Here is a 19399-nt window from a genome sequence, read left to right on the forward strand (position 1 = left end):
AATATCTTTACAAAAATTTTGAGAAAGTATGAAAAAGTATGACTATCTAATTGTAGGAGCGGGGTTTTTTGGAGCGATTTCTGCGTTTGAACTGACTAAGAAAGGATATAAATGTTTGGTGATAGAAAAACGAAATCACATTGCAGGAAATTGCTATACCGAAAATGTAGAAGGCATAAATGTACACAAATACGGAGCGCATATTTTTCATACCAATGATCAAGAAATTTGGGATTATGTAAACGCTTTGGTAGAGTTTAACAGATATACCAATTCACCAGTGGCAATTAATAATGGGAAATTGTACAATTTGCCATTTAATATGAATACATTCTATCAAATTTGGGGCGTAAAAACCCCAAAAGAAGCTGCCGATAAAATTGCAGAACAGACAGAAAAGTACAAAGATATTACTCCCAAAAATTTAGAAGAACAAGCACTAAAATTAGTAGGAGATGATATTTATAAATTGCTCATCAAAGAATACACCGAGAAACAATGGGGAGTAAAAGCTACAGAACTGCCTGCTTTCATCATCAAGAGATTACCTGTGAGATTTACTTTTGACAATAACTATTTCAATGATAGATTTCAAGGAATTCCTATGGGTGGTTATACTAAAATTTTTGAAAAATTATTAGAAGGAATAGAAGTACAATTGGAAACAGATTTCTTTGAAAATACAGCGCACTTCGAAAATCTTACCGAAAATATTATTTACACAGGTCCTATAGATAAATTCTTTAATTATGAATTAGGAAAACTGAATTACAGAAGCCTAAGATTTGAGAATGAAACCTTAGATATGGAGAATTTTCAAGGAAATGCAGTGGTAAATTATACCTCTCACGAAGAAGCTTTTACCAGAATTATAGAGCATAAACATTTCGAATTCGGGACTCAGGAAAAGACTATTATTACGAGAGAATATCCACAAGATTGGAACGAAAATCTAGAGCCTTATTACCCTGTAAACGATGAGGTGAATAATTCGATTTACAGTAACTACAAGAAGAAAGCAGAAGTGTTAGAAAATGTGATTTTCGGAGGAAGGCTAGCGGAGTATAAATATTATGATATGCACCAAATTGTAGGTTCTGCATTAGCAAAAATGAAAAAAATTCCTGCTAAAAATTAACCTAAATATTCTATTTTTTGATAATCACCAATTCTGAAAATATATTTCACCCAGTTTTTGATGCTGTATTTTTCCAAAATTTCTGGAGGTAGTTTTTGATAAGGAACAGAGATGAAATGCTTAATTTGGTCTTGATATTCATCTATCTTGTTAAAGTCTACGATTAAAATATTTTCTGGTCGGTAGAAATCATAGTTTTTCACCGTTTCATTGTCTGTGATGAGTTTTACTTCGTAGTACATACATTCGAAGAAGCGAAAAGATAACCCAATGTGATGTTTTTTTCTAATATCTATTACAATTCTAGAAGACTTGGTTTTCTCCATCGCTTCTTGATAAGAAACGTAATCGTAGATGTATTCTATCTTTGGGTTTTTCAGTTTTTCTTCTTCATTTAAGAGGAAATTTTTCTCCAAATGAATTTTAACTTCGGTTTTTCCAGTGAAGTTTTTTAGTAATTTTTCTAGCAATACATCACGTCTTTGTTCAGGTAATTTACCGCCAAGAGCGCCTATGTAATATAAATCAAGTTTTTTAATAATGTAATTTTCTCTGTTTTTATCAAAAACATAATAATTGGTCAAAAAATCCATTTTCAGCTCTGGGAATTTCTTGATATCGTTTTGGTCAAAAGAATAAAGATACGTGAAATATTTTCTACTTTTATGTAGACTTTCTAAGAAAAAAGGTCTTATTCCGTCCCAAATGTAACCAGCAGTTATTTGGCCTAATTCAGATGCCTTTTTGATAAATTTTGGTGTAAATTCATCAGGTTTTATGATGAGAACAAAATCAAATTTTTGATTTTTAAATGCTTTTAATTTCTCTAAGTTGAAACGATTGTAATGCTTTTTTTCGGCTACATAAATGTAGGTTTTATCTATCTTTACAATTCTGTGATAAATATTTTTCAGTTTATCAGCCCAATTTTTATTATGAAATTTTGGTGGATTTTCTATCTCTAAAAACGCAACTTCTAGACCTAATTTTTTCAGATTTTCAATCATAGGGAGATGTAAACCTTCGGAAAATCTTCTCCAAGGCTGATAAATCACCAATATTTTTTTTAGTTTCAACATTAAGATTCAAAAGCATTTATTAGCCAATTGTCAAATCTATAGGGAGCTAGTTCTTCCTCTGAATAGGGTGTATATTTTTCTTTGATAAATTCAGGGATTTTTTCTAAATCATCTTGGTTTTCAATAAGTAAAAAATTCTCTTTTCTATAAAGTGGGAATTGTAGAATTTTTTTATTAGTTGTGATAAGTTTGGTCTCATAGTACATAGATTCATACACGCGAAAAGAAAATTCTTCATGATAACTAGGACTGAGGTCTAAACTAACTTTAGATTTTGCCATCATTTTTAGATAATGGGTATAAGGTTTTCTTATTTTGCTATACTGAATCCAGTTTTTATTTTTTATTTCAGAATTTTCTGTGTTAACATTGATGACTAATTGAAAATCCAAATTAAGATTTTGGGATAAAAAGTATGGAATCATCTGATCTATTAAGATATCTCTTCTCTCTGTAGTGATATGGCCAATGTATGAAACAAGATTTTCTTTTTTTAACCCCTTAAAAGAAGGTATTTCGTAAAAAAAATTAGAGCCTTTTATGCCATTAATTTGGGGATATTTCACTAAATCTGTTTCCTCAAAAACTAGGATTTTCTTTAGAAATTTTTTGGTTTTAATGAGCTCAGAATATTTGTAATCATTCATTGCATCCCACATGTAACCTATGTTATATTTTGTTTTTTTTTGAAGCGTTTTAAAAAATGCAATATCGAATGTGTCAGGTCTGATGATCAAGCAATAATCAAAACACTTATGATGTTTAAGAAATTTTTTTAGTTCGGAGACGTAGTGTTTCTTATGAGCTCTGTATTTTAAAGTATAGCTAAAATTTTTATTTCTAAGTACAATTCTTTGGAAAATATTCTCTATACGCTCAAATAAAGAACTTCCATAAACATGCTCCTTAGGTGTAGAGAATTGCAATAGTGTGGCATTTATTTCTTTAGAATGTAAAAAATTAATACATTCTTTTGGTAATACGCATAAATCTATGATTAAAATTCTATCTTGTTTCTTAATCATCTCTTCTGTTTAATATATTTTATAAAATTATCATAAGGCTTAAGAATAAATTCTAAAAATTTTAATTTTTTAGAGTTCACAAGTTTATTGTATTTCTTTAGGGTCCTCTCTTGTAATAGGAACAGTTCATTAAAATTCCCTAAATGTTCTAAAAAAAAATCTGTATGTTTTTTAGAAATGTAATTAAACATTTTATTAATTCTCTCACTCTTTAGATTGGTAAGCATAGAGTTTTCTTTTACTCTATAATAAAAAAGAGTCTGATGGAGTTTTTTTACTGTATTAGTTTTTTTATTTTTAAGTAGAGAAATCCAAAATTCATAATCCTCTAAACCATAAATCATGTTTATATCATACCCACCTACTTTTTTCCAATCTTCTTTTTTGTAAAAAGCACTACAAAAAATACAGTTTTTTTTGGCTAAATTTTCTAAACTGAATTCCGGGAGGTGCCATTTCCCAGTTTCATTACCAAAAAGCTCAGCCTCACAATAAATAACAGTGTAATCTTTTCCAAATTCTTTTTCTGCTAATTCTAGATATTGGTTACCTATTTTATCATCTGCATCTAGAGGAAGAATCCATTCTCCTTTTGCCATTTCTATCCCTGCGTTTCTAGCAGAAGAGAGTCCTCCGTTTTCTTTGTATAGGTATTTAAAACGAGTATCTTTTTCTGTCCATTTTTTTGCAACTTCTTCCGTATGATCTGGGCTGCCATCATTTACAATGATACACTCCCAATTTCGGTAGGTTTGGTCGAGTACAGATTGCAGACATTCGTCTAAATACTGCGCTTGATTGTAACAAGGAACGATTACAGAAATTAAAGGCATTGTTTTAAATTTCATCAAAAATAACCATTTTATTTAAATTAGTGGATATAGGAGTAGCTGCTCTTTGGTTTTCTACTCAAAATTAAAACAAAAACAACTCCCTAAGCAAAAGCCTAAAGAGTTGTTTTGTACACCACACCTTTTACCGATTAGAGAGCAATGTTCCCTAGATAAACCGAGTTGCTGGCTGTTTTAGAAGCTGAGTCATATAAGAATGCATAGACTTCTACATCATACCCTATGAAATTCTGTGGTAGCGTAACAGTGGCAGTAAGCCCATCTCTGGTCGCTATGTTTTCGAATACATAAAAGGTATTTACCTCCTCGCTATAGCACACCACATTTACGGTGTCTTCTGCTTTGGCATTACCGAAAATGGTATTGTCTTCCCATTGCAGAGCAATATTTGTATCTGCGTGTGTAGAGGTAAGGTTCTGGAACCCAAAAAGTGTTCCTTTGGCTACCAATACTCTAGAGTACAGAATTTGTGCTACCTCGTTGGTCACTTCTACCGCATTGGTAATGTGGTAAGAAGTAGCCATGTTGTACTTGCTTTTTACTCCAGTATCATTTCCAAAGTAAGTACTTAGGGTGGTTCTTAGCGGGTTGAGGAATTCGCTTACCGCTTTGAATTTTAATCGCTGAAGTTTTTGTAATTCAGAAGGCGCTTTTGCTGCTGATTTTGGTAAAGCTCTCATAATGCTTTCACCTCTCCATGTGGAACCGATTACCGTTCCTACTTTGCCTTGGAATCCTCCGAGGATTCCTGTTTTGATTTTTCCCACTGTTATTTATTTTTAGGGGTTGTACAAAAAAATTAGAGTCACTTGTATTAGCTCTGCAGCGCTATTACGAGTACAAATATATATCGCAAAACATTGTAAATCAACTATTTGTCTGCTTTTGTCGGGTATTGTCGGGGTTTAGCAAGTATTGTCTTTTAGTGGCGTTTTGGCTGGAGTGAGAAAAATGATTTTTCGGAAAGATTTCCTAAAAATTGAAAAATAGACAGGATAGAAATTGGGATTTTCTACCCCTCAAAATAGGGTTTTGTTCGAATCACGTTCGAATCAGGTTCGAGTCTGCTTCGGAAAACGGGTACTTTTTCCGAACAAAACTGCACTTTGACTGCACTTTGATTCAAGGGAAACTCTAAGGAGATTCTAGTGAAGAAATATCACTTTTCTCCATTGGTTATTTCATTATTCGCAAAATTATATACAATTATTTATATGTAATTTTATTTTTCATGTACATGTGGATAACTTTTTTTAAAAAAAATACATTTTTTATAACTTTTTACTAAAAACTATTTTGAGATTAAAAAATTAATTTCTAATTTTGAAATACACTTTTGGTCTATCCCTCTGATTTACAAAGAAAAAAAGGGGTGAACCAAAGCTAATAACTTATCTATATTTTTATAAAATTCTTATTTATGACGTATTTAATTAGCGGACAAGAATTACAAAAAGCCCTAGAGGTAATCGCAGAAGTAGTAAACCCTTTAAAAAAAGCAGAATCTGTTCTAGACAGACCATCTGATGAAGATTTATTGTTTTATGACAATGTCTCAATGATGGAAAAGCTAATGGTCTCTGAAAGAACCTTGCAACGCCGCAGAAAAAATGGCGAAATAAGATTTATTCGCTTTGGTGGTAAGATTTACTATCCTAAAAACTTTATGGTATTGCCTGCACATGAACCCGAAGTTCCTGAAGGTGAAAAAGACAATATAATCCCGCTTAATGAACATATCAGGCGACGTACTACGCCAAGACCGAGAAGCAGAATAATAGATGTAGACCGATTGGCCAAAAGACTGACCTATTTCCCGAGGGGCGAAAATAAACATCGTCCTAAAGAATTAAAAAAATACATCCAACACCTTAAGGTCAAACGAAAGCTGCACCACGCCACCCTACAACTTTGGCCAAAGAAAATAAAACTAGTTGGCTTGCCCAATATAAAAAGCAACATTATTCCCCTAAAATTTTAAATAAAAAGCTCCCCAATTATGGGGAGTTTTTTATTTAACTAATTATGAATGACTCGTCTTATTTCTTGTTGAAATTTATTCATGTTATAATTTTCAATTGCGTGATGATAAGCTTTGTCTGAAAGTTGTTTGAGTAAAGCTTTATCTGAGAATAATTGGGTAATTAATTTTACAAATTTATTTACAATTTCTTCTTCACTATTATTCTCTACAATAAACCCAGTTTTATTATTTAATACATGTTCAGAAATACTCCCTACATCTGTGGATATACAAACTACCCCATTTGCCATAGCTTCTTTTATAACTACCGGAAATCCTTCTCTATAAGATGTAATCAGTAAAACATCTGATATTTCATAGATTTGTTTGAGTTCATTTGGGTTAATAATATTTTTCTGATAAAATTCATCTATTCCTTCAATGTTCATTTCTTTATGCCCATAAATCTTTACATTGGCAATTTCGCTTACTTTTTTTGCAATTTCTACTACAAGATGTACTCTTTTTTCCTTAGCAATTCTTCCACAAAAAATAATTTCTAGTTTTTCTTTATTAAAGTTTTTAATAGGTTTTGACTCAGGAGTATCTACTGCTATGTTTATAATTTTTATCCGTTCAAGATACTCATCTGATATCCCTTTTTCTTTATATAAATTGATAAAATCGTTTTTTGTTTTTTGATTAATTACTATTCTCTTGTCTAAAAAAGGAATTTTTTTTAGGCTGTAAACTTCTGCACCACCAGGGTCTGGTAATGAAAAAGCATGAAGTAGATCTATTTTTTTTACTTTTAGGGGTAGATGATCTAGAATGTCATAGAAATAAGTATTGTTACACCCAAATATTGTTATTTTATTGCTGTTCTTTATGTTACTTAATATTTTTAGAATAATAATTCTATAATAATAGTTATGCTTAAAATTATGATAATGAAAAACTTTAGCATGTTTTTCAAATTCTTCTAAAAAATGCATATTGTAGGATTTGTTAGTAAAAATTACTAGATTATCCTTTTTAGGAAAAGATTTCACGATGTCTAGGTGCACTTTTTCAGCCCCTCCTGTGTGAAAAACTGGAAAAATAAAAATGTTTTTTTTGTGATAAATTTTAAGAAATAATTCAAAAACATTTTTAAGTCTTACTATTTTAGATATTATTTGTGTCATAGACCAGAATTTTTAAGTAACCCTAAAAATTTACCAAGCTTTATCCACTTTGAATTATTTAATTTGTTTATTATGATTTCTAGTTTATTGTTCTTATTTAAACAAAAGTTTTCATAAAATAAATTTTCTATGTTAATATTTCTTCTTTCAGCAGCTTTTATTACTGCAACCCAATGCCAAAAAAAATATTTTTCTGAATTAGAAAAACTTGACGCACCTCCTAGATGTCTTCTATACTTGTAAAGTGTTTTGTTAATATGAAATGAGGGTGCAATTTCCACCATTTTTAGATAAATATCTTGATCTTCGGCTCTTTTATTGTTCTCGTCAATGCCTGTAGTTTTTTTATAAATTGAATTTTTAAAGCAAGCGAAATGGCCTATACTCCAATCTAAATTAAAAAAATTATTATTAAATGAAACTTTTTTTCCATAGTGAACATCAATAGGATTTAAATTTTCATCACATATAAAATAGTTTGAAAAAACAAGTCCAATTTTAGGATTTTGATTAAAAGCATTTATGGATTCTTCTAATGCATCACATGTTAAAGCATCATCCGGATCTAACCTTGCAAAAATTGGAGCTTCTGATAGTTCAATGCCTCTAATTAATGATTTTTGGTAGCCTATATTTTTTTCATTTTTAAAAAACCTGAAACGTGAATCTTCTGCGATTAAACTTTTTATAATTTCAACAGAATTATCTGTAGAACAATCATCTATAACTATGGCTTCCCAATTTTGTTCTGTCTGATTAATTAGGCTATTAAAGCAATCTGTAAAAAAATGACCGTTATTGTAATTGGCTATAAGTATTGTTATTTTCGGTGTGTTCATATTTTATATTTTTATCCAATGAGAAGGTACAAAATCATCGATGTTAAATTGAGCTACTTCGGGATTAAACCATTTTTTGGGTGCAATATTAATACTGTCTTTATAGGTAGAAAGCCAAGCTCCCCACCAACTAAAACTACTGTTGGCAATAATGTGATGCTTGCAATAACTCATCAAAGCCATGTCTTTCCAAGCATTTTTTGAGTTTCCTTTTACGATGGTAAAGTTCTCTAAATTTCCATATTGTTTTATCGCAAAATCTTCGTCATCAATTTATCAAGTAAGAAAATGTTATTTTGAAAAAAAGGCATAAATGAAGCGTCTATCTTTACATTAGGGTTAGAAATTAACGATTCCCAATATTTTATTTTTTTTCTTTTATCCAGTTTATCAAGAAAAAAATCTATTATTTCCCACATTTTCTTTTTTATCATTTTAAATCTATATCAATTTGGTTTATAATTTAAAATATTTGTAAATTAAACTAATTTGTACTTTATAAACAAATCAACCTATTGAATAATATATCTTTGTTGGTTAAATTTTTATAATGGTTGATTTAAGGAGCTAAGCTTTTATTATTTTATAAATTCTGATTAATCTTTTAAAAACATTTTTTATACTTTCTTTATCAATTTTAGAAGGGTATTAAAATTAGAAAGTTTTGTTATTTATAATCGATGTTAAAAGATTGAAATTCTGTAGCTGAATAGCCATGTTGCATACCTTGTGGAAAATAATTCCATTTTCTTTCATTATTGATAAAATATTCTTCTTGAGCTTTTAGTACATTTATAGTCATCAACTCTTGTAGGTAAATACTCTTTTTTAAATTAGATAAAAGAGCATACAAATCAATATAATAATTGCCATCCCTTAAAATCAATTCATCATATGAAAATATAATTTTAGTATTTTTTTTTGCTTTTGCAATAATTTCTTGTCTTTGAAATTGATTTCCAGTACATGTAACTCCTTCACCATAAGAGTTTTTTATTTCAATATTAAACTCAATAGGTTCATCTGTTTCGCTGTTGTTTTTTATTTCAATTTCAATTGAAAAAGGCTTACCTTGTTCTAATTTGTTTGTAACTACATTATTTTGCTTAAAACAAAAAGTATTTAATACTAATCCTGTATTTTCAATTTTTTTTGAAAATTTATTTATTTCAATTTCGGAGTAGTTACTCTCGAGATAATTTTTTATTACTTCTGTACTCGGGCCTTGTTCAAGAATGTAGCCATTTTTGAGTGAAATAGCATTTTGACAGAGTCTAGACACTGCTCTCATATCGTGACTTACAAATAATACGGTTCTTCCTTCTCCTTTGGAGACATCACCCATTTTGCCAAGGCATTTTTTCTGAAATTCCGCATCGCCTACCGCAAGTACTTCATCTACAATGAGGATTTCAGATTCCAGATGTGCGGCTACTGCAAATGCCAAGCGTACATACATCCCAGAAGAATATCGTTTTACAGGTGTGTCTACATATCTTTCTACGCCAGAGAAATCTACAATTTCATCAAACTTTCGGGTAATTTCTTTTCGGGTCATCCCTAGAATAGCGCCATTCAGGTAAATGTTTTCTCTACCCGTCATCTCTGGGTGAAAACCTGTGCCTACTTCTAGCAAAGAGGCTATTCTGCCTTTGGTATAAATGGTTCCAGTGGTAGGTTTGGTTACTCGGCTCAAAATTTTAAGCAGGGTAGATTTACCAGCTCCATTTCTGCCAATGATTCCCACAGCATCGCCTTGTTCTATTTCAAAATTAATATCTCGCAGAGACCAAACGTAATCGCTGTCTCCCTTGGTGCTTCTATCATTGGTTTCCCCTATTTTGAGATAAGGGTCTTCTAAGCCTCTTATTTTATGCCAAAAACGATTCAGGTCATGAGAAATAGTTCCTGTGCCTACCTGCCCAAGACGATATTGCTTAGAAATGTTTTCAGCTTTTATGACGATGTTTTTATTCAATTTTTGTGAGGGTTATGGGGTTATGAGGTTATAAAGTTATGAGGTTATGAGGTTATAAAGTTATGAGTGATTTGTAATTAGTATTTGGTATTTGGTATTTCTTAATACTTTTTTTTATTCTTTTACTTCATTATCAAATTTTCAAATTATCACATTATCACATCACTTTTTTACACAGTGTCCATGAATCCTTTTTCTACTTTGTTAAAAATAACGGTGCCTACCGCGAGTAAAATTAGGATAATAACGGTACTGTACAACAACATAATAGGATGGAATTCTCCCACACCCATCCATGCGTATTTGAATCCTTCGAAAATGCCCGTTAGCGGATTGTATTTAGCATAAGGCTGAATTTTAGCAGATAACATAGAGGTGGGGTAGATAACTGGTGTAGCGTACATATACAAGCTAATCCCAAAAGACAAAAGCATGCTGAGGTCTCTGTATTTGGTAGTTAATGAAGAAAAAATCATTCCTACTCCCAATGCAAAAAGAGACATCAGTAGAATAAACACTGGGGTAAATAATACCCAAAGGTTAGGGGTTACTTCACCTAAATACCAATAGTATAAAAATACGACCAGAAAGAGTAAAAACTGTACCCCAAATTTCATGAGGTTAGAAATAACGATGGTGATAGGCATGACCAATCTAGGGAAATACACTTTCCCAAAAATACCTGCATTGCCCACAAAAACATTAGAGGTTCCGCCGAGTGAACTCGAAAAATAATTCCATAAGGTTACCCCAGCTAAATAAAATAAAATTTTAGGGGCACCATCTGTAGAGAGATTGGCGATATTACCAAAAACGATAAGGTAGACAACCGTAGTGAATATCGGGTTAATGAAAAACCAAAGAGGCCCTAGTATAGTTTGCTTAAAGCTAGATACAAAATCTCTTTTTACAAACATATAGACCAAATCTCGGTAGTCCCAAACCTCTTTTAAATTTAGTTTAAATAAAGAATGCTCGGAGCTAATGATATTAGTCCATTCTGTGTTTTTATTTTCCATTTGTGTTTTAATAATATGCACCAAAAAGAAGTTTAATTACAAAAATATAGAAAATCTTCCTAATGGTTGTAAAAAAATAGATGGACCTATTTCTACCTTATAATCAGGTAGTTTTTTTACAATAATTTTTTTAGATAATCGCCATAACCACTTTTGCCATATTTTTCGGCAGATTTTAGCAGTTGTTCTTTATTGATAAAGCCCTTCTTGTAGGCTATTTCTTCTATACAGGAAATTTTGAAGCCTTGTCTTTTTTCTAGAACTTTTACAAATTCTGAAGCTTCGTGTAGCGAGTCAAAGGTTCCGGTGTCTAGCCAAGCGGTTCCACGAGACATTACGCCCACTTCTAATTCTCCTTTTTCTAGATAAATTCTATTAACGTCTGTAATTTCTAATTCTCCTCTTGGTGAAGGTTTCAGATTTTTGGCAATTTCTACCACAGTGTTATCATAGAAATATAAACCAGGAACCGCGTAATTGGATTTCGGGTGTTGAGGTTTTTCTTCAATGGAAACTGCTTTGTAATTTTCATCAAATTCTACTACGCCATACCTTTCTGGGTCAGAAACTTGATAAGCGAAAACGCAACCTCCTTTTACGTCTGTTTTGCTTTCCAAAAGTTGAGGTAACCCACTTCCGTAGAAAATATTATCTCCCAAAACTAAGGCAACAGAATCGTTACCAATAAATTCTTCTCCCAGAATAAAAGCTTGTGCTAAACCATCTGGAGAAGGCTGAACTTTATATTCAAACTTACAGCCAATAGAAGAACCATCTCCCAATAATTTTTTGAAACTTTCTTGATCTTGAGGCGTGGTGATAATTAAAATCTCACGAATCCCTGCCAAAAGCAATACAGAAAGCGGATAATAAATCATAGGTTTGTCATAAACAGGCATGAGTTGCTTGCTTACGGCAATGGTAAGTGGATACAATCTAGTTCCTGAACCTCCTGCTAATATTATTCCTTTCATTTTAAGAATATTGTTTTTCGTAATATTTTTGATAATCTCCAGAAGTCACATTATTTAACCATTCTTCGTTTTCTAAAAACCAATCAATGGTTTTTGCCAAACCTTCTTCGAAAGTTACACTTGGTTTCCAGCCTAAATCTTTGTTCAATTTTGTAGCATCAATAGCATAACGCTTATCATGACCTGGTCTGTCTTTTACGAATGTAATCAGTTTTTCACTATAACCTGCTGGTTTTCCCAATTTTGCATCCATTTGTTTGATGAGTTCTTTAATCAAATCTATGTTTTGCCATTCATTCCAACCACCAATATTATATGTTTCTCCCGTTTTTGCTTCATGGAAGATTTGGTGAATTGCTTTAGCGTGATCTACTACATATAGCCAGTCTCTGGTGTATTTTCCATCGCCATAAATAGGCAAAGGTTTCTCATTGATGATATTGTGAATACAAAGCGGAATCAGTTTTTCTGGGAAATGATTCGGCCCGTAATTATTAGAACAATTAGAAATCACGAAAGGTAATCCGTAGGTGTTTCCGTAAGATCGCACGAAATGGTCTGAAGCTGCTTTGCTTGCAGAATACGGAGATTTCGGGTCATAAGGTGTTTCTTCGGTAAAGAATCCTGTTTCGCCAAGAGCACCATAAACCTCGTCTGTGGAAACGTGGTAGAAAAGATTTTCTCTTTTGCCTTCAGGGAAATTTCCGTGAGTATGTTCTGGATTTAGCGTCCAAAATTCTTTACATAAATTCAGAAGATTTGCTGTTCCAAAAACATTGGTGTTGATAAATGCATTTGGGTCTGTAATGCTTCTGTCTACGTGAGATTCTGCAGCCAAATGAATAACTGCATCAGGCTGATATTTTTCAAAAATTGGTCTTAGTTCTTCAGGTTTTGTAATATCTGCTTTCTCGAAAAAATAATTGGGTTTGTTTTCTATATCCTTTAAATTTTCGAGGTTCCCAGCATACGTTAAAGCATCTAGGTTAATGATATTGCATTCTGGATTGTTTTTTACAAATTCACGTACTACGTGCGAACCAATAAATCCCGCTCCTCCTGTTATGATGATGTTTTTCATGATTATTTTATAGTTTTTCTTCCAATGGATTTATAAAAGAAGCCAGTGTTTTCTACTTGCTCCATAGAGAACATATTTCTACCGTCAAAAATGACTTTGTTTTTTAATTTAGAAGCCATTAATTCAAAATTAGGGTTTTTGAATTCGCTCCATTCAGTAGCAATTAAAAGACAATCTGCGCCTTCTAGAGCACTGTACATGTCTTTGGCGTATTCTATTTTGTCTCCTAAAATATTTTTTACATTTTCTTCTGCTATGGCATCATAAGCTACCACTTGAGCACCTTTTTCTAATAAAAGTTCTATATTGTCTAATGAAGAAGCTTCTCTGATATCGTCTGTATTAGCTTTGAAAGCTAATCCCCACATGGCAATCTTTTTACCTTCTAGGTTTCCACCGAAATATTTTTCGATTTCGTCTACTAAGATTACTTTTTGTTTTTTATTGATGTATTCAGTAGCTTCTAGAATTTTAAAATCAAAATTTTCTTCTTTTCCTGATTTTATTAATGCTTTTACGTCTTTCGGGAAACAGCTTCCTCCGTAGCCTATTCCAGGGAAAAGGAATCTGTGACCAATTCTGTCATCACTACCCATTCCAAGACGTACTTTGTCTACATCTGCGCCCACTTTTTCGCAATAATTTGCAATTTCGTTCATGAAAGTAATTTTCACGGCCAAGAAAGAGTTGGCGGCATATTTGGTTAATTCCGAAGATTTTTCATCCATGAAAATAATAGGAATGCCTGTATTGGTAAATGGCTGATAGATTTTTGCCATAATATCTTTTGCCTTTTCCGAAGAGCTTCCTACCACTACTCTAGAAGGGTTCATAGAGTCTTCTACGGCAAAACCTTCACGTAAAAATTCTGGGTTAGAAACTACGTCAAAAGGGATTTGTGTTTTTGCAGAGATTACCTCTCTTACCTTGTCTGCTGTGCCTACAGGTACAGTAGATTTGTTTACAATGACTTTGTAATTGGTCATCATTTCACCAATTTGGTTGGCTACACTGATGACGTATGATAAATCAGCACTACCATCTTCTCCTGGCGGAGTAGGTAAGGCTAAATAAATCACATCAGACTTGTCTAATGCTTCTTTAATGTTGGTAGTAAAGAATAATCTCTCTGCCTGTATGTTTCTAAGGAACATTTCCTCTAAGCCAGGTTCGTAGATTGGGACGATGCCCTGTTTCATTCTTTCTACTTTATTTTCATCAATATCTACACAATATACTGTGTTACCAAGTTCGGCGAGGGTGGTGCCGGTTACTAGGCCTACATATCCGGTTCCTACTATTGAAATATTCAAAGCTTTATGATTTTAAATTTATGCAAAGTTAGTGATTTTTTGAGTTCTCGGGGAAATTCTTAATCTTTTGAAAACCAACAATCTTTGCGAAATTCAAAATTATTATGTATATTTGCATCGGATTTACGGAAAAGAAATGAGAAGGCTTCGAAAGAAAGCCTTTTTTCGTAGCGTAACCTCAAATGTGATTATGGATTTTAGAGCAAAAGTAGAGCAACTCGTTCATGAGTTTTTAGAAACTAGAAAAGACCTATATCTCGTTGATTTAAAGATTTCTGCAGGAGATGATATTACGGTAATTTTAGATGGCGATGAAGGTTTAAGTCTTCAGGATTGTCTAGATGCAAGTAGAGCAATAGAATTTAACCTCGATAGAGAAGAGCATGATTTTTCTTTGCAAGTCATGAGCCCTGGATTAAGCGAGCCGTTGAAACTTCCTCGTCAGTTTAAGAAAAATATAGGCAGAGAGATAGAAGTACTTCTGAATTCTGATGAAAAAATACAAGGTGAAGTAGTAGCGGTAGATGATGAAAAAGTAACTCTGGTATTGAGATACAGAAGGCCTAAATTAGTAGGGAAAGGGAAAGAAGATGTAGTAGAGAATAAAGAAATTCCTTACATTGAGATAAAAAAGGCTCTTGTAGTCATTAAATTTTAGTCTTTTTAGGGCTAAAACTGGTTTAAATAACATTAAAATTAATATAAAAAAATTAAAATGGACAATTTAGCGTTGATTGAATCCTTTGGTGATTTTAAAGACGAAAAAGGGATTAGTAAGATTGATTTAATGGCCATCATTGAAGATTCATTGAAAACTCTTTTGAGAAAAAGATATGATTCTGATGACCATTTTGACGTAATTGTAAACCCTGATAAAGGAGATTTTCAGATATTTCTAAATAAAACAATTGTGGAAGATGAAATGTCAGAAGATGATGATTTAGAAATAGAAATTTCAGAAGCGAAAAAAATAGACCCTACTTTCGAAGTAGGTGAAGAATATACTCAAGAAATTCCTGTAGCACAACTGGGAAGAAGAAATATATTAACTCTTAAGCAAATTCTAGCAACTAAATTGCAAGAGCATAACAATGCAATGCTTTATGAGCAGTTTAAAGATAGAATTGGTGAATTGGCCATCGGTGAAGTACATCATATTCGTCACAAACATGTAATTTTGCTAGATGACGAAGGGAATGAATATATTTTACCAAAAGAAAACCAAATTCCTTCTGACTTTTTCAGAAAAGGAGATAATGTAAGAGCGATAATAGAGACCGTAGATTTCAAAGGTTCTAAGCCTCAAATTATCGTTTCTAGAACTGCTCCTAAATTCTTAGAAAAGTTATTAGAACTTGAGATTCCAGAAATTCAAGATGGTACTATTATTTTGAAAAAAGTAGTGAGAATTCCTGGTGAAAAAGCGAAAATCGCGGTAGATGCTTATGATGATAGAATAGACCCAGTTGGAGCTTGCGTTGGGGTAAAAGGTTCTAGAATTCATGGCGTAGTAAGAGAATTGAGAAATGAAAATATAGACGTAATTCAATGGTCTAAAAATTCAGAAATTCTTGTGAAGAGAGCACTTGGTAATGTAACGATTAATAAAGTAGAAATCAATGAAGATGAAAACTACGCACTCGTTTACACGCCAGTAGAAGAAATTTCTAAAGTAATCGGTAAACAAGGTCAAAACATTAGATTGGCATCTTGGTTATCTGGTTTTGAAATAGATGTTTACAGAGAAAAACAAGCAGATGATGATGTGGAATTAACAGAATTTGACGATGAAATCGAAGCTTGGATTATTGCTGAGTTTAAGAAAGTAGGTTTAGAAACAGCGAAAAGTGTTTTAGATAAAGATACAGAAGCACTAGTAAACATGACCGACTTAGAGGAAGAAACGATAGAAGAAGTAAAAAGAATTCTAAAAGCAGAATTCGAAGATTAATATCTTTAATTTTATAACAAAAATAATTTGGCTTAATAGCCTAAAAGCAATTTACAATCAATGCCAAAAATTAGATTAAATAAAGCGGTAAAGGAATTTAATATCTCGATGTCTAGATTAGTAGAGTTTCTACAATCAAGAGGCTTCGAAGTAGAAAGCAATCCAAACGCTCAATTAGAAGAAGCGGCATATGCAGCATTAGAAGCGGAGTTTGCTAGAGATAGCGAACAGCGTAAAGCTTCTCATGAGGTAGTGATTTCTAAAGTTCCGGAAGAAAAATTAGAAATTGAACCTAAAAAACCAGAAGTAATCAAAGCGAAAGCTCCATCTATCGGTGAGGCTAGAGTTTTGGGTAAAATAGAATTAGAAAAACCTAAGGACGAAGTTCCTGCAGTAGAGCCTGTAGTTGCTCCAGAGGAACCGAAAAAGGAAGAAATTCAAAAAGAAGAGCCTAAAAAAGAAGAGCCTGTAGAGCTTAAAGTTTTGGATAAAATTGATTTAAGTAAAATAGAATCTAATAAACCAAAACCTTCTCCTAAAAAAGAAGAAAAACCAAAACAAGAGGCTCCAAAATTTGAGAAAAAGGAACTCCCGAAGCCAGAAGTGAAAAAAGAGCAACCAAAAGCTCCAGTAAAAGAAGAAACCACTTCTGTGAAATTTGATGAGCCTGAAAAAATTAAAACAGTTTATCAAAAATTAGATGGACCAAAAATTGTCTCTACAGAAAAAATAGACCTTTCTCAGTTCCAAACTAGACCTTCTAAACCAGACCCAAATAAGAAGAAACAGCGAAAAAGGATTAACAATGGTCCAGCTCCTTCACAAGGTCAAAACCAACAAGGTCAAGGTGGTGGTAACAATAACCAACAGGGAGGCGATAAAAAACCTTTTAACAGAGATAACAACAATCGTCCGAACCAAGGTGGCGGAAATAACAACCAAGGGGGTGCAAACAGAAACAGACCTCATAGCCCTAATTATAAAGGAGGTGCTAATAAAGGCAGAGAAAAAGTGATGCCTGTAGAACTTTCTGATGAACAAATTAAAAACCAAATCAAAGAAACTTTAGAAAAACTAACGAATAAAGGAGGTAAATCTAAGGGTTCTAAATATAGAAAAGAAAAGAGAACCTACCGTAGAGAGCAGGATGAATTACAGCAAGAACTAGAAGCAGCAGACAGAACACTTCGTGTTACTGAATTTATCACTGTTTCAGAGTTGGCATCTTTAATGGATGTAAGTGCTACAGAAGTAATTTCTGCATGTTTCTCTTTAGGTGTAATGGTTACCATGAACCAAAGATTAGAAGCAGACACTCTTACTTTGGTGGCTGATGAATTTGGTTACAAAATAGAATTTGCAGATGCAGATTTAGAAGCAGAATCTGAAGAAGAAGTACAAGATACTGAAGAAGATTTATTACCTAGAGCTCCTATTGTAACCGTAATGGGACACGTAGACCACGGTAAAACTTCATTATTAGACTACATAAGAAAAACCAATGTAATTGCTGGTGAATCTGGAGGTATTACACAGCACATCGGTGCGTATAACGTGAAATTAGAAAACGGCCAAAGAATTACTTTCTTAGATACACCAGGTCACGAAGCGTTTACCGCGATGAGAGCAAGAGGTGCACAAGTTACTGATATTGTAATTATTGTAGTAGCAGCAGATGATGATGTAATGCCACAAACCAAAGAAGCAATTGCTCACGCACAAGCGGCTGGGGTTCCTATGATCATTGCCATCAATAAAGTAGATAAACCGAATGCAAATCCTGATAACATTCGTCAACAACTTTCAGGAATGAATATCTTAGTAGAAGAATGGGGAGGAAATGTACAAGCACAAGAAATTTCTGCAAAATTTGGTAATAATGTAGACTTGTTATTAGAAAAAGTATTGCTTCAAGCAGAAATGTTAGAGTTAAAAGCTAATCCTAATAAAAATGCTAGTGGTGCAATTATAGAAGCATCTTTAGACAAAGGAAGAGGTTATGTTTCTACCGTATTGGTACAAGCTGGTACGCTTAGAATAGGAGATTATGTAGTAGCTGGTAAAAACCATGGTAAGATTAAAGCCATGCTTGATGAAAGAGGAAGACAGCTTACTGAAGCGGGTCCTTCTATTCCTGTAACGATTCTAGGTTTAGATGGTGCTCCAACTGCTGGTGATAAATTTAAAGTTTACGAAGACGAAAGAGAAGCGAAATCTATTGCGAACAAACGTGAACAATTACAGAGAGAACAAACCATCAGAACTAAAAAACATCTTACTTTAGATGAATTAGGAAGAAGAATTGCTCTAGGAGATTTCAAAGAATTGAACATTATCCTAAAAGGAGACGTGGATGGTTCTGTAGAAGCACTTTCTGATCAGTTACAAAGACTTTCTACTGCTGAAATCAGCGTGAATATTATTCACAAAGGTGTGGGGCAAATCACAGAGTCAGACGTTTTATTGGCTGCAGCATCAGATGCTATTATGATAGGATTTAATGTAAGAGCTGGTGCTAATGCAAAAGAATTGGCAGACAGAGAAGAAATAGAAATCAGAACATATTCTATTATTTATGCAGCTATAGACGATGTAAAAGAAGCGATGGAAGGTATGCTTTCTCCAGAAATCAGAGAACAAGTAATAGGAAATGTAGAAATTAGAGAAACATTCAAGATTTCTAAAGTGGGTACTATTGCAGGTTGTATGGTTCTAAACGGAAAAGTAACCCGTAATTCTAAAATTAGGCTTCTACGCGATGGAATTGTGAAATTCGATGGCGAGCTAGAATCTCTAAAACGTTTCAAAGACGATGTGAAAGAAGTAACCAAGGGCTATGAGTGTGGTCTTAATATCAAAGGCTATAATGATATAGAAGTAGGTGATATCTTAGAAGTTTATGAAGAAATAGAAGTAAAGAAAAAACTTAAATAGTTTATTTACAATAACCAATCCCGAGTAACATCGGGATTTTTTTTGCTTAATTTTTTATTTATAATTA

Annotated in this window: 17 protein-coding genes; 5 read left to right on the plus strand and 12 right to left on the minus strand. The window is 32.8% G+C overall.

Going from position 1 to position 19399, the window contains the following annotated elements; genetic code table 11:
- Positions 1-28: 28 nt before the first annotated feature.
- Entirely contained in the window at positions 29-1138 is a 1110-nt protein-coding gene (glf, locus tag N7277_RS04110) for a UDP-galactopyranose mutase (protein WP_274780476.1), read from the plus strand.
- Here glf and N7277_RS04115 read toward each other — a convergent pair.
- From N7277_RS04115 to N7277_RS04130, 4 genes are all read right to left on the minus strand, one after another.
- On the minus strand, positions 1135-2217 hold the full coding sequence (locus N7277_RS04115) for a glycosyltransferase (RefSeq protein WP_274780477.1): 1083 nt from the start codon (positions 2215-2217) through the stop codon (positions 1135-1137). The two genes, glf and N7277_RS04115, sit on opposite strands and share 4 nt — an antisense overlap.
- The gene (locus N7277_RS04120; protein WP_274780478.1) at positions 2217-3242 is read right to left on the minus strand and encodes a hypothetical protein; all 1026 of its coding nucleotides are present in this window, start codon (positions 3240-3242) and stop codon (positions 2217-2219) included. The genes N7277_RS04115 and N7277_RS04120 overlap by 1 nt, the downstream gene beginning before the upstream one ends.
- Positions 3239-4090 (minus strand): glycosyltransferase family 2 protein, encoded by an 852-nt coding sequence (locus tag N7277_RS04125; protein ID WP_274780479.1) that lies wholly within the window; start codon positions 4088-4090, stop codon positions 3239-3241. Before N7277_RS04125 ends, N7277_RS04120 begins: the two co-directional genes overlap by 4 nt.
- A 134-nt stretch (positions 4091-4224) precedes the next feature.
- Positions 4225-4860, minus strand: a complete 636-nt coding sequence (locus tag N7277_RS04130) for a DUF6266 family protein (RefSeq protein ID WP_274780480.1) — start codon at positions 4858-4860, stop codon at positions 4225-4227.
- 653 nt (positions 4861-5513) lie between these two features.
- Between N7277_RS04130 and N7277_RS04135 the strand changes: the two genes are divergently transcribed.
- Positions 5514-6074: a helix-turn-helix domain-containing protein gene (locus N7277_RS04135; RefSeq protein ID WP_274780481.1), complete on the plus strand. Its 561-nt coding sequence runs from the start codon at positions 5514-5516 to the stop codon at positions 6072-6074.
- 38 nt (positions 6075-6112) lie between these two features.
- Here N7277_RS04135 and N7277_RS04140 read toward each other — a convergent pair whose 3' ends face one another.
- The 8 genes from N7277_RS04140 to N7277_RS04175 form a co-directional block, all read right to left on the minus strand.
- Entirely contained in the window at positions 6113-7051 is a 939-nt protein-coding gene (locus tag N7277_RS04140; protein WP_274780482.1) for a glycosyltransferase family 4 protein, read from the minus strand.
- Between the two features lie 188 nt (positions 7052-7239).
- Positions 7240-8082, minus strand: coding sequence for a glycosyltransferase family 2 protein (locus N7277_RS04145; RefSeq protein ID WP_274780483.1), 843 nt, complete (start codon positions 8080-8082; stop codon positions 7240-7242).
- 3 nt (positions 8083-8085) lie between these two features.
- Positions 8086-8256, minus strand: coding sequence for an alpha-1,2-fucosyltransferase (locus tag N7277_RS11945; protein ID WP_446715124.1), 171 nt, complete (start codon positions 8254-8256; stop codon positions 8086-8088).
- Between the two features lie 493 nt (positions 8257-8749).
- Complete coding sequence (locus N7277_RS04155) at positions 8750-10060, minus strand: ABC transporter ATP-binding protein (protein ID WP_274780484.1); 1311 nt, start codon at positions 10058-10060, stop codon at positions 8750-8752.
- Between the two features lie 170 nt (positions 10061-10230).
- The gene (locus tag N7277_RS04160) at positions 10231-11079 is read right to left on the minus strand and encodes an ABC transporter permease (RefSeq protein WP_274780485.1); all 849 of its coding nucleotides are present in this window, start codon (positions 11077-11079) and stop codon (positions 10231-10233) included.
- A 116-nt stretch (positions 11080-11195) separates the two neighbouring features.
- Positions 11196-12053, minus strand: coding sequence for a glucose-1-phosphate thymidylyltransferase RfbA (gene rfbA / locus N7277_RS04165; RefSeq protein WP_274780486.1), 858 nt, complete (start codon positions 12051-12053; stop codon positions 11196-11198).
- A 1-nt stretch (position 12054) separates the two neighbouring features.
- Positions 12055-13134 carry a dTDP-glucose 4,6-dehydratase gene (rfbB, locus tag N7277_RS04170; protein WP_274780487.1) on the minus strand — a complete coding sequence of 360 codons (1080 nt, stop codon included), beginning with the start codon at positions 13132-13134 and terminating at the stop codon, positions 12055-12057.
- A gap of 2 nt (positions 13135-13136) precedes the next feature.
- A complete protein-coding gene (locus tag N7277_RS04175) occupies positions 13137-14447 on the minus strand; it encodes a UDP-glucose dehydrogenase family protein (protein WP_274780488.1) in 1311 nt (436 codons plus the stop codon).
- A gap of 190 nt (positions 14448-14637) precedes the next feature.
- Between N7277_RS04175 and rimP the strand changes: the two genes are divergently transcribed.
- The 3 genes from rimP to infB are packed head-to-tail and all read left to right on the plus strand — an operon-like array spanning position 14638 to position 19332.
- Entirely contained in the window at positions 14638-15105 is a 468-nt protein-coding gene (gene rimP / locus N7277_RS04180) for a ribosome assembly cofactor RimP (RefSeq protein ID WP_274780489.1), read from the plus strand.
- Between the two features lie 57 nt (positions 15106-15162).
- Positions 15163-16398: a transcription termination factor NusA gene (gene nusA, locus N7277_RS04185; protein ID WP_104793187.1), complete on the plus strand. Its 1236-nt coding sequence runs from the start codon at positions 15163-15165 to the stop codon at positions 16396-16398.
- 60 nt (positions 16399-16458) lie between these two features.
- Positions 16459-19332, plus strand: coding sequence for a translation initiation factor IF-2 (infB, locus tag N7277_RS04190; protein WP_274780490.1), 2874 nt, complete (start codon positions 16459-16461; stop codon positions 19330-19332).
- Positions 19333-19399: the final 67 nt, after the last annotated feature.

Source organism: Cloacibacterium sp. TD35, from assembly GCF_028864635.1.
GTDB lineage: Bacteria > Bacteroidota > Bacteroidia > Flavobacteriales > Weeksellaceae > Cloacibacterium.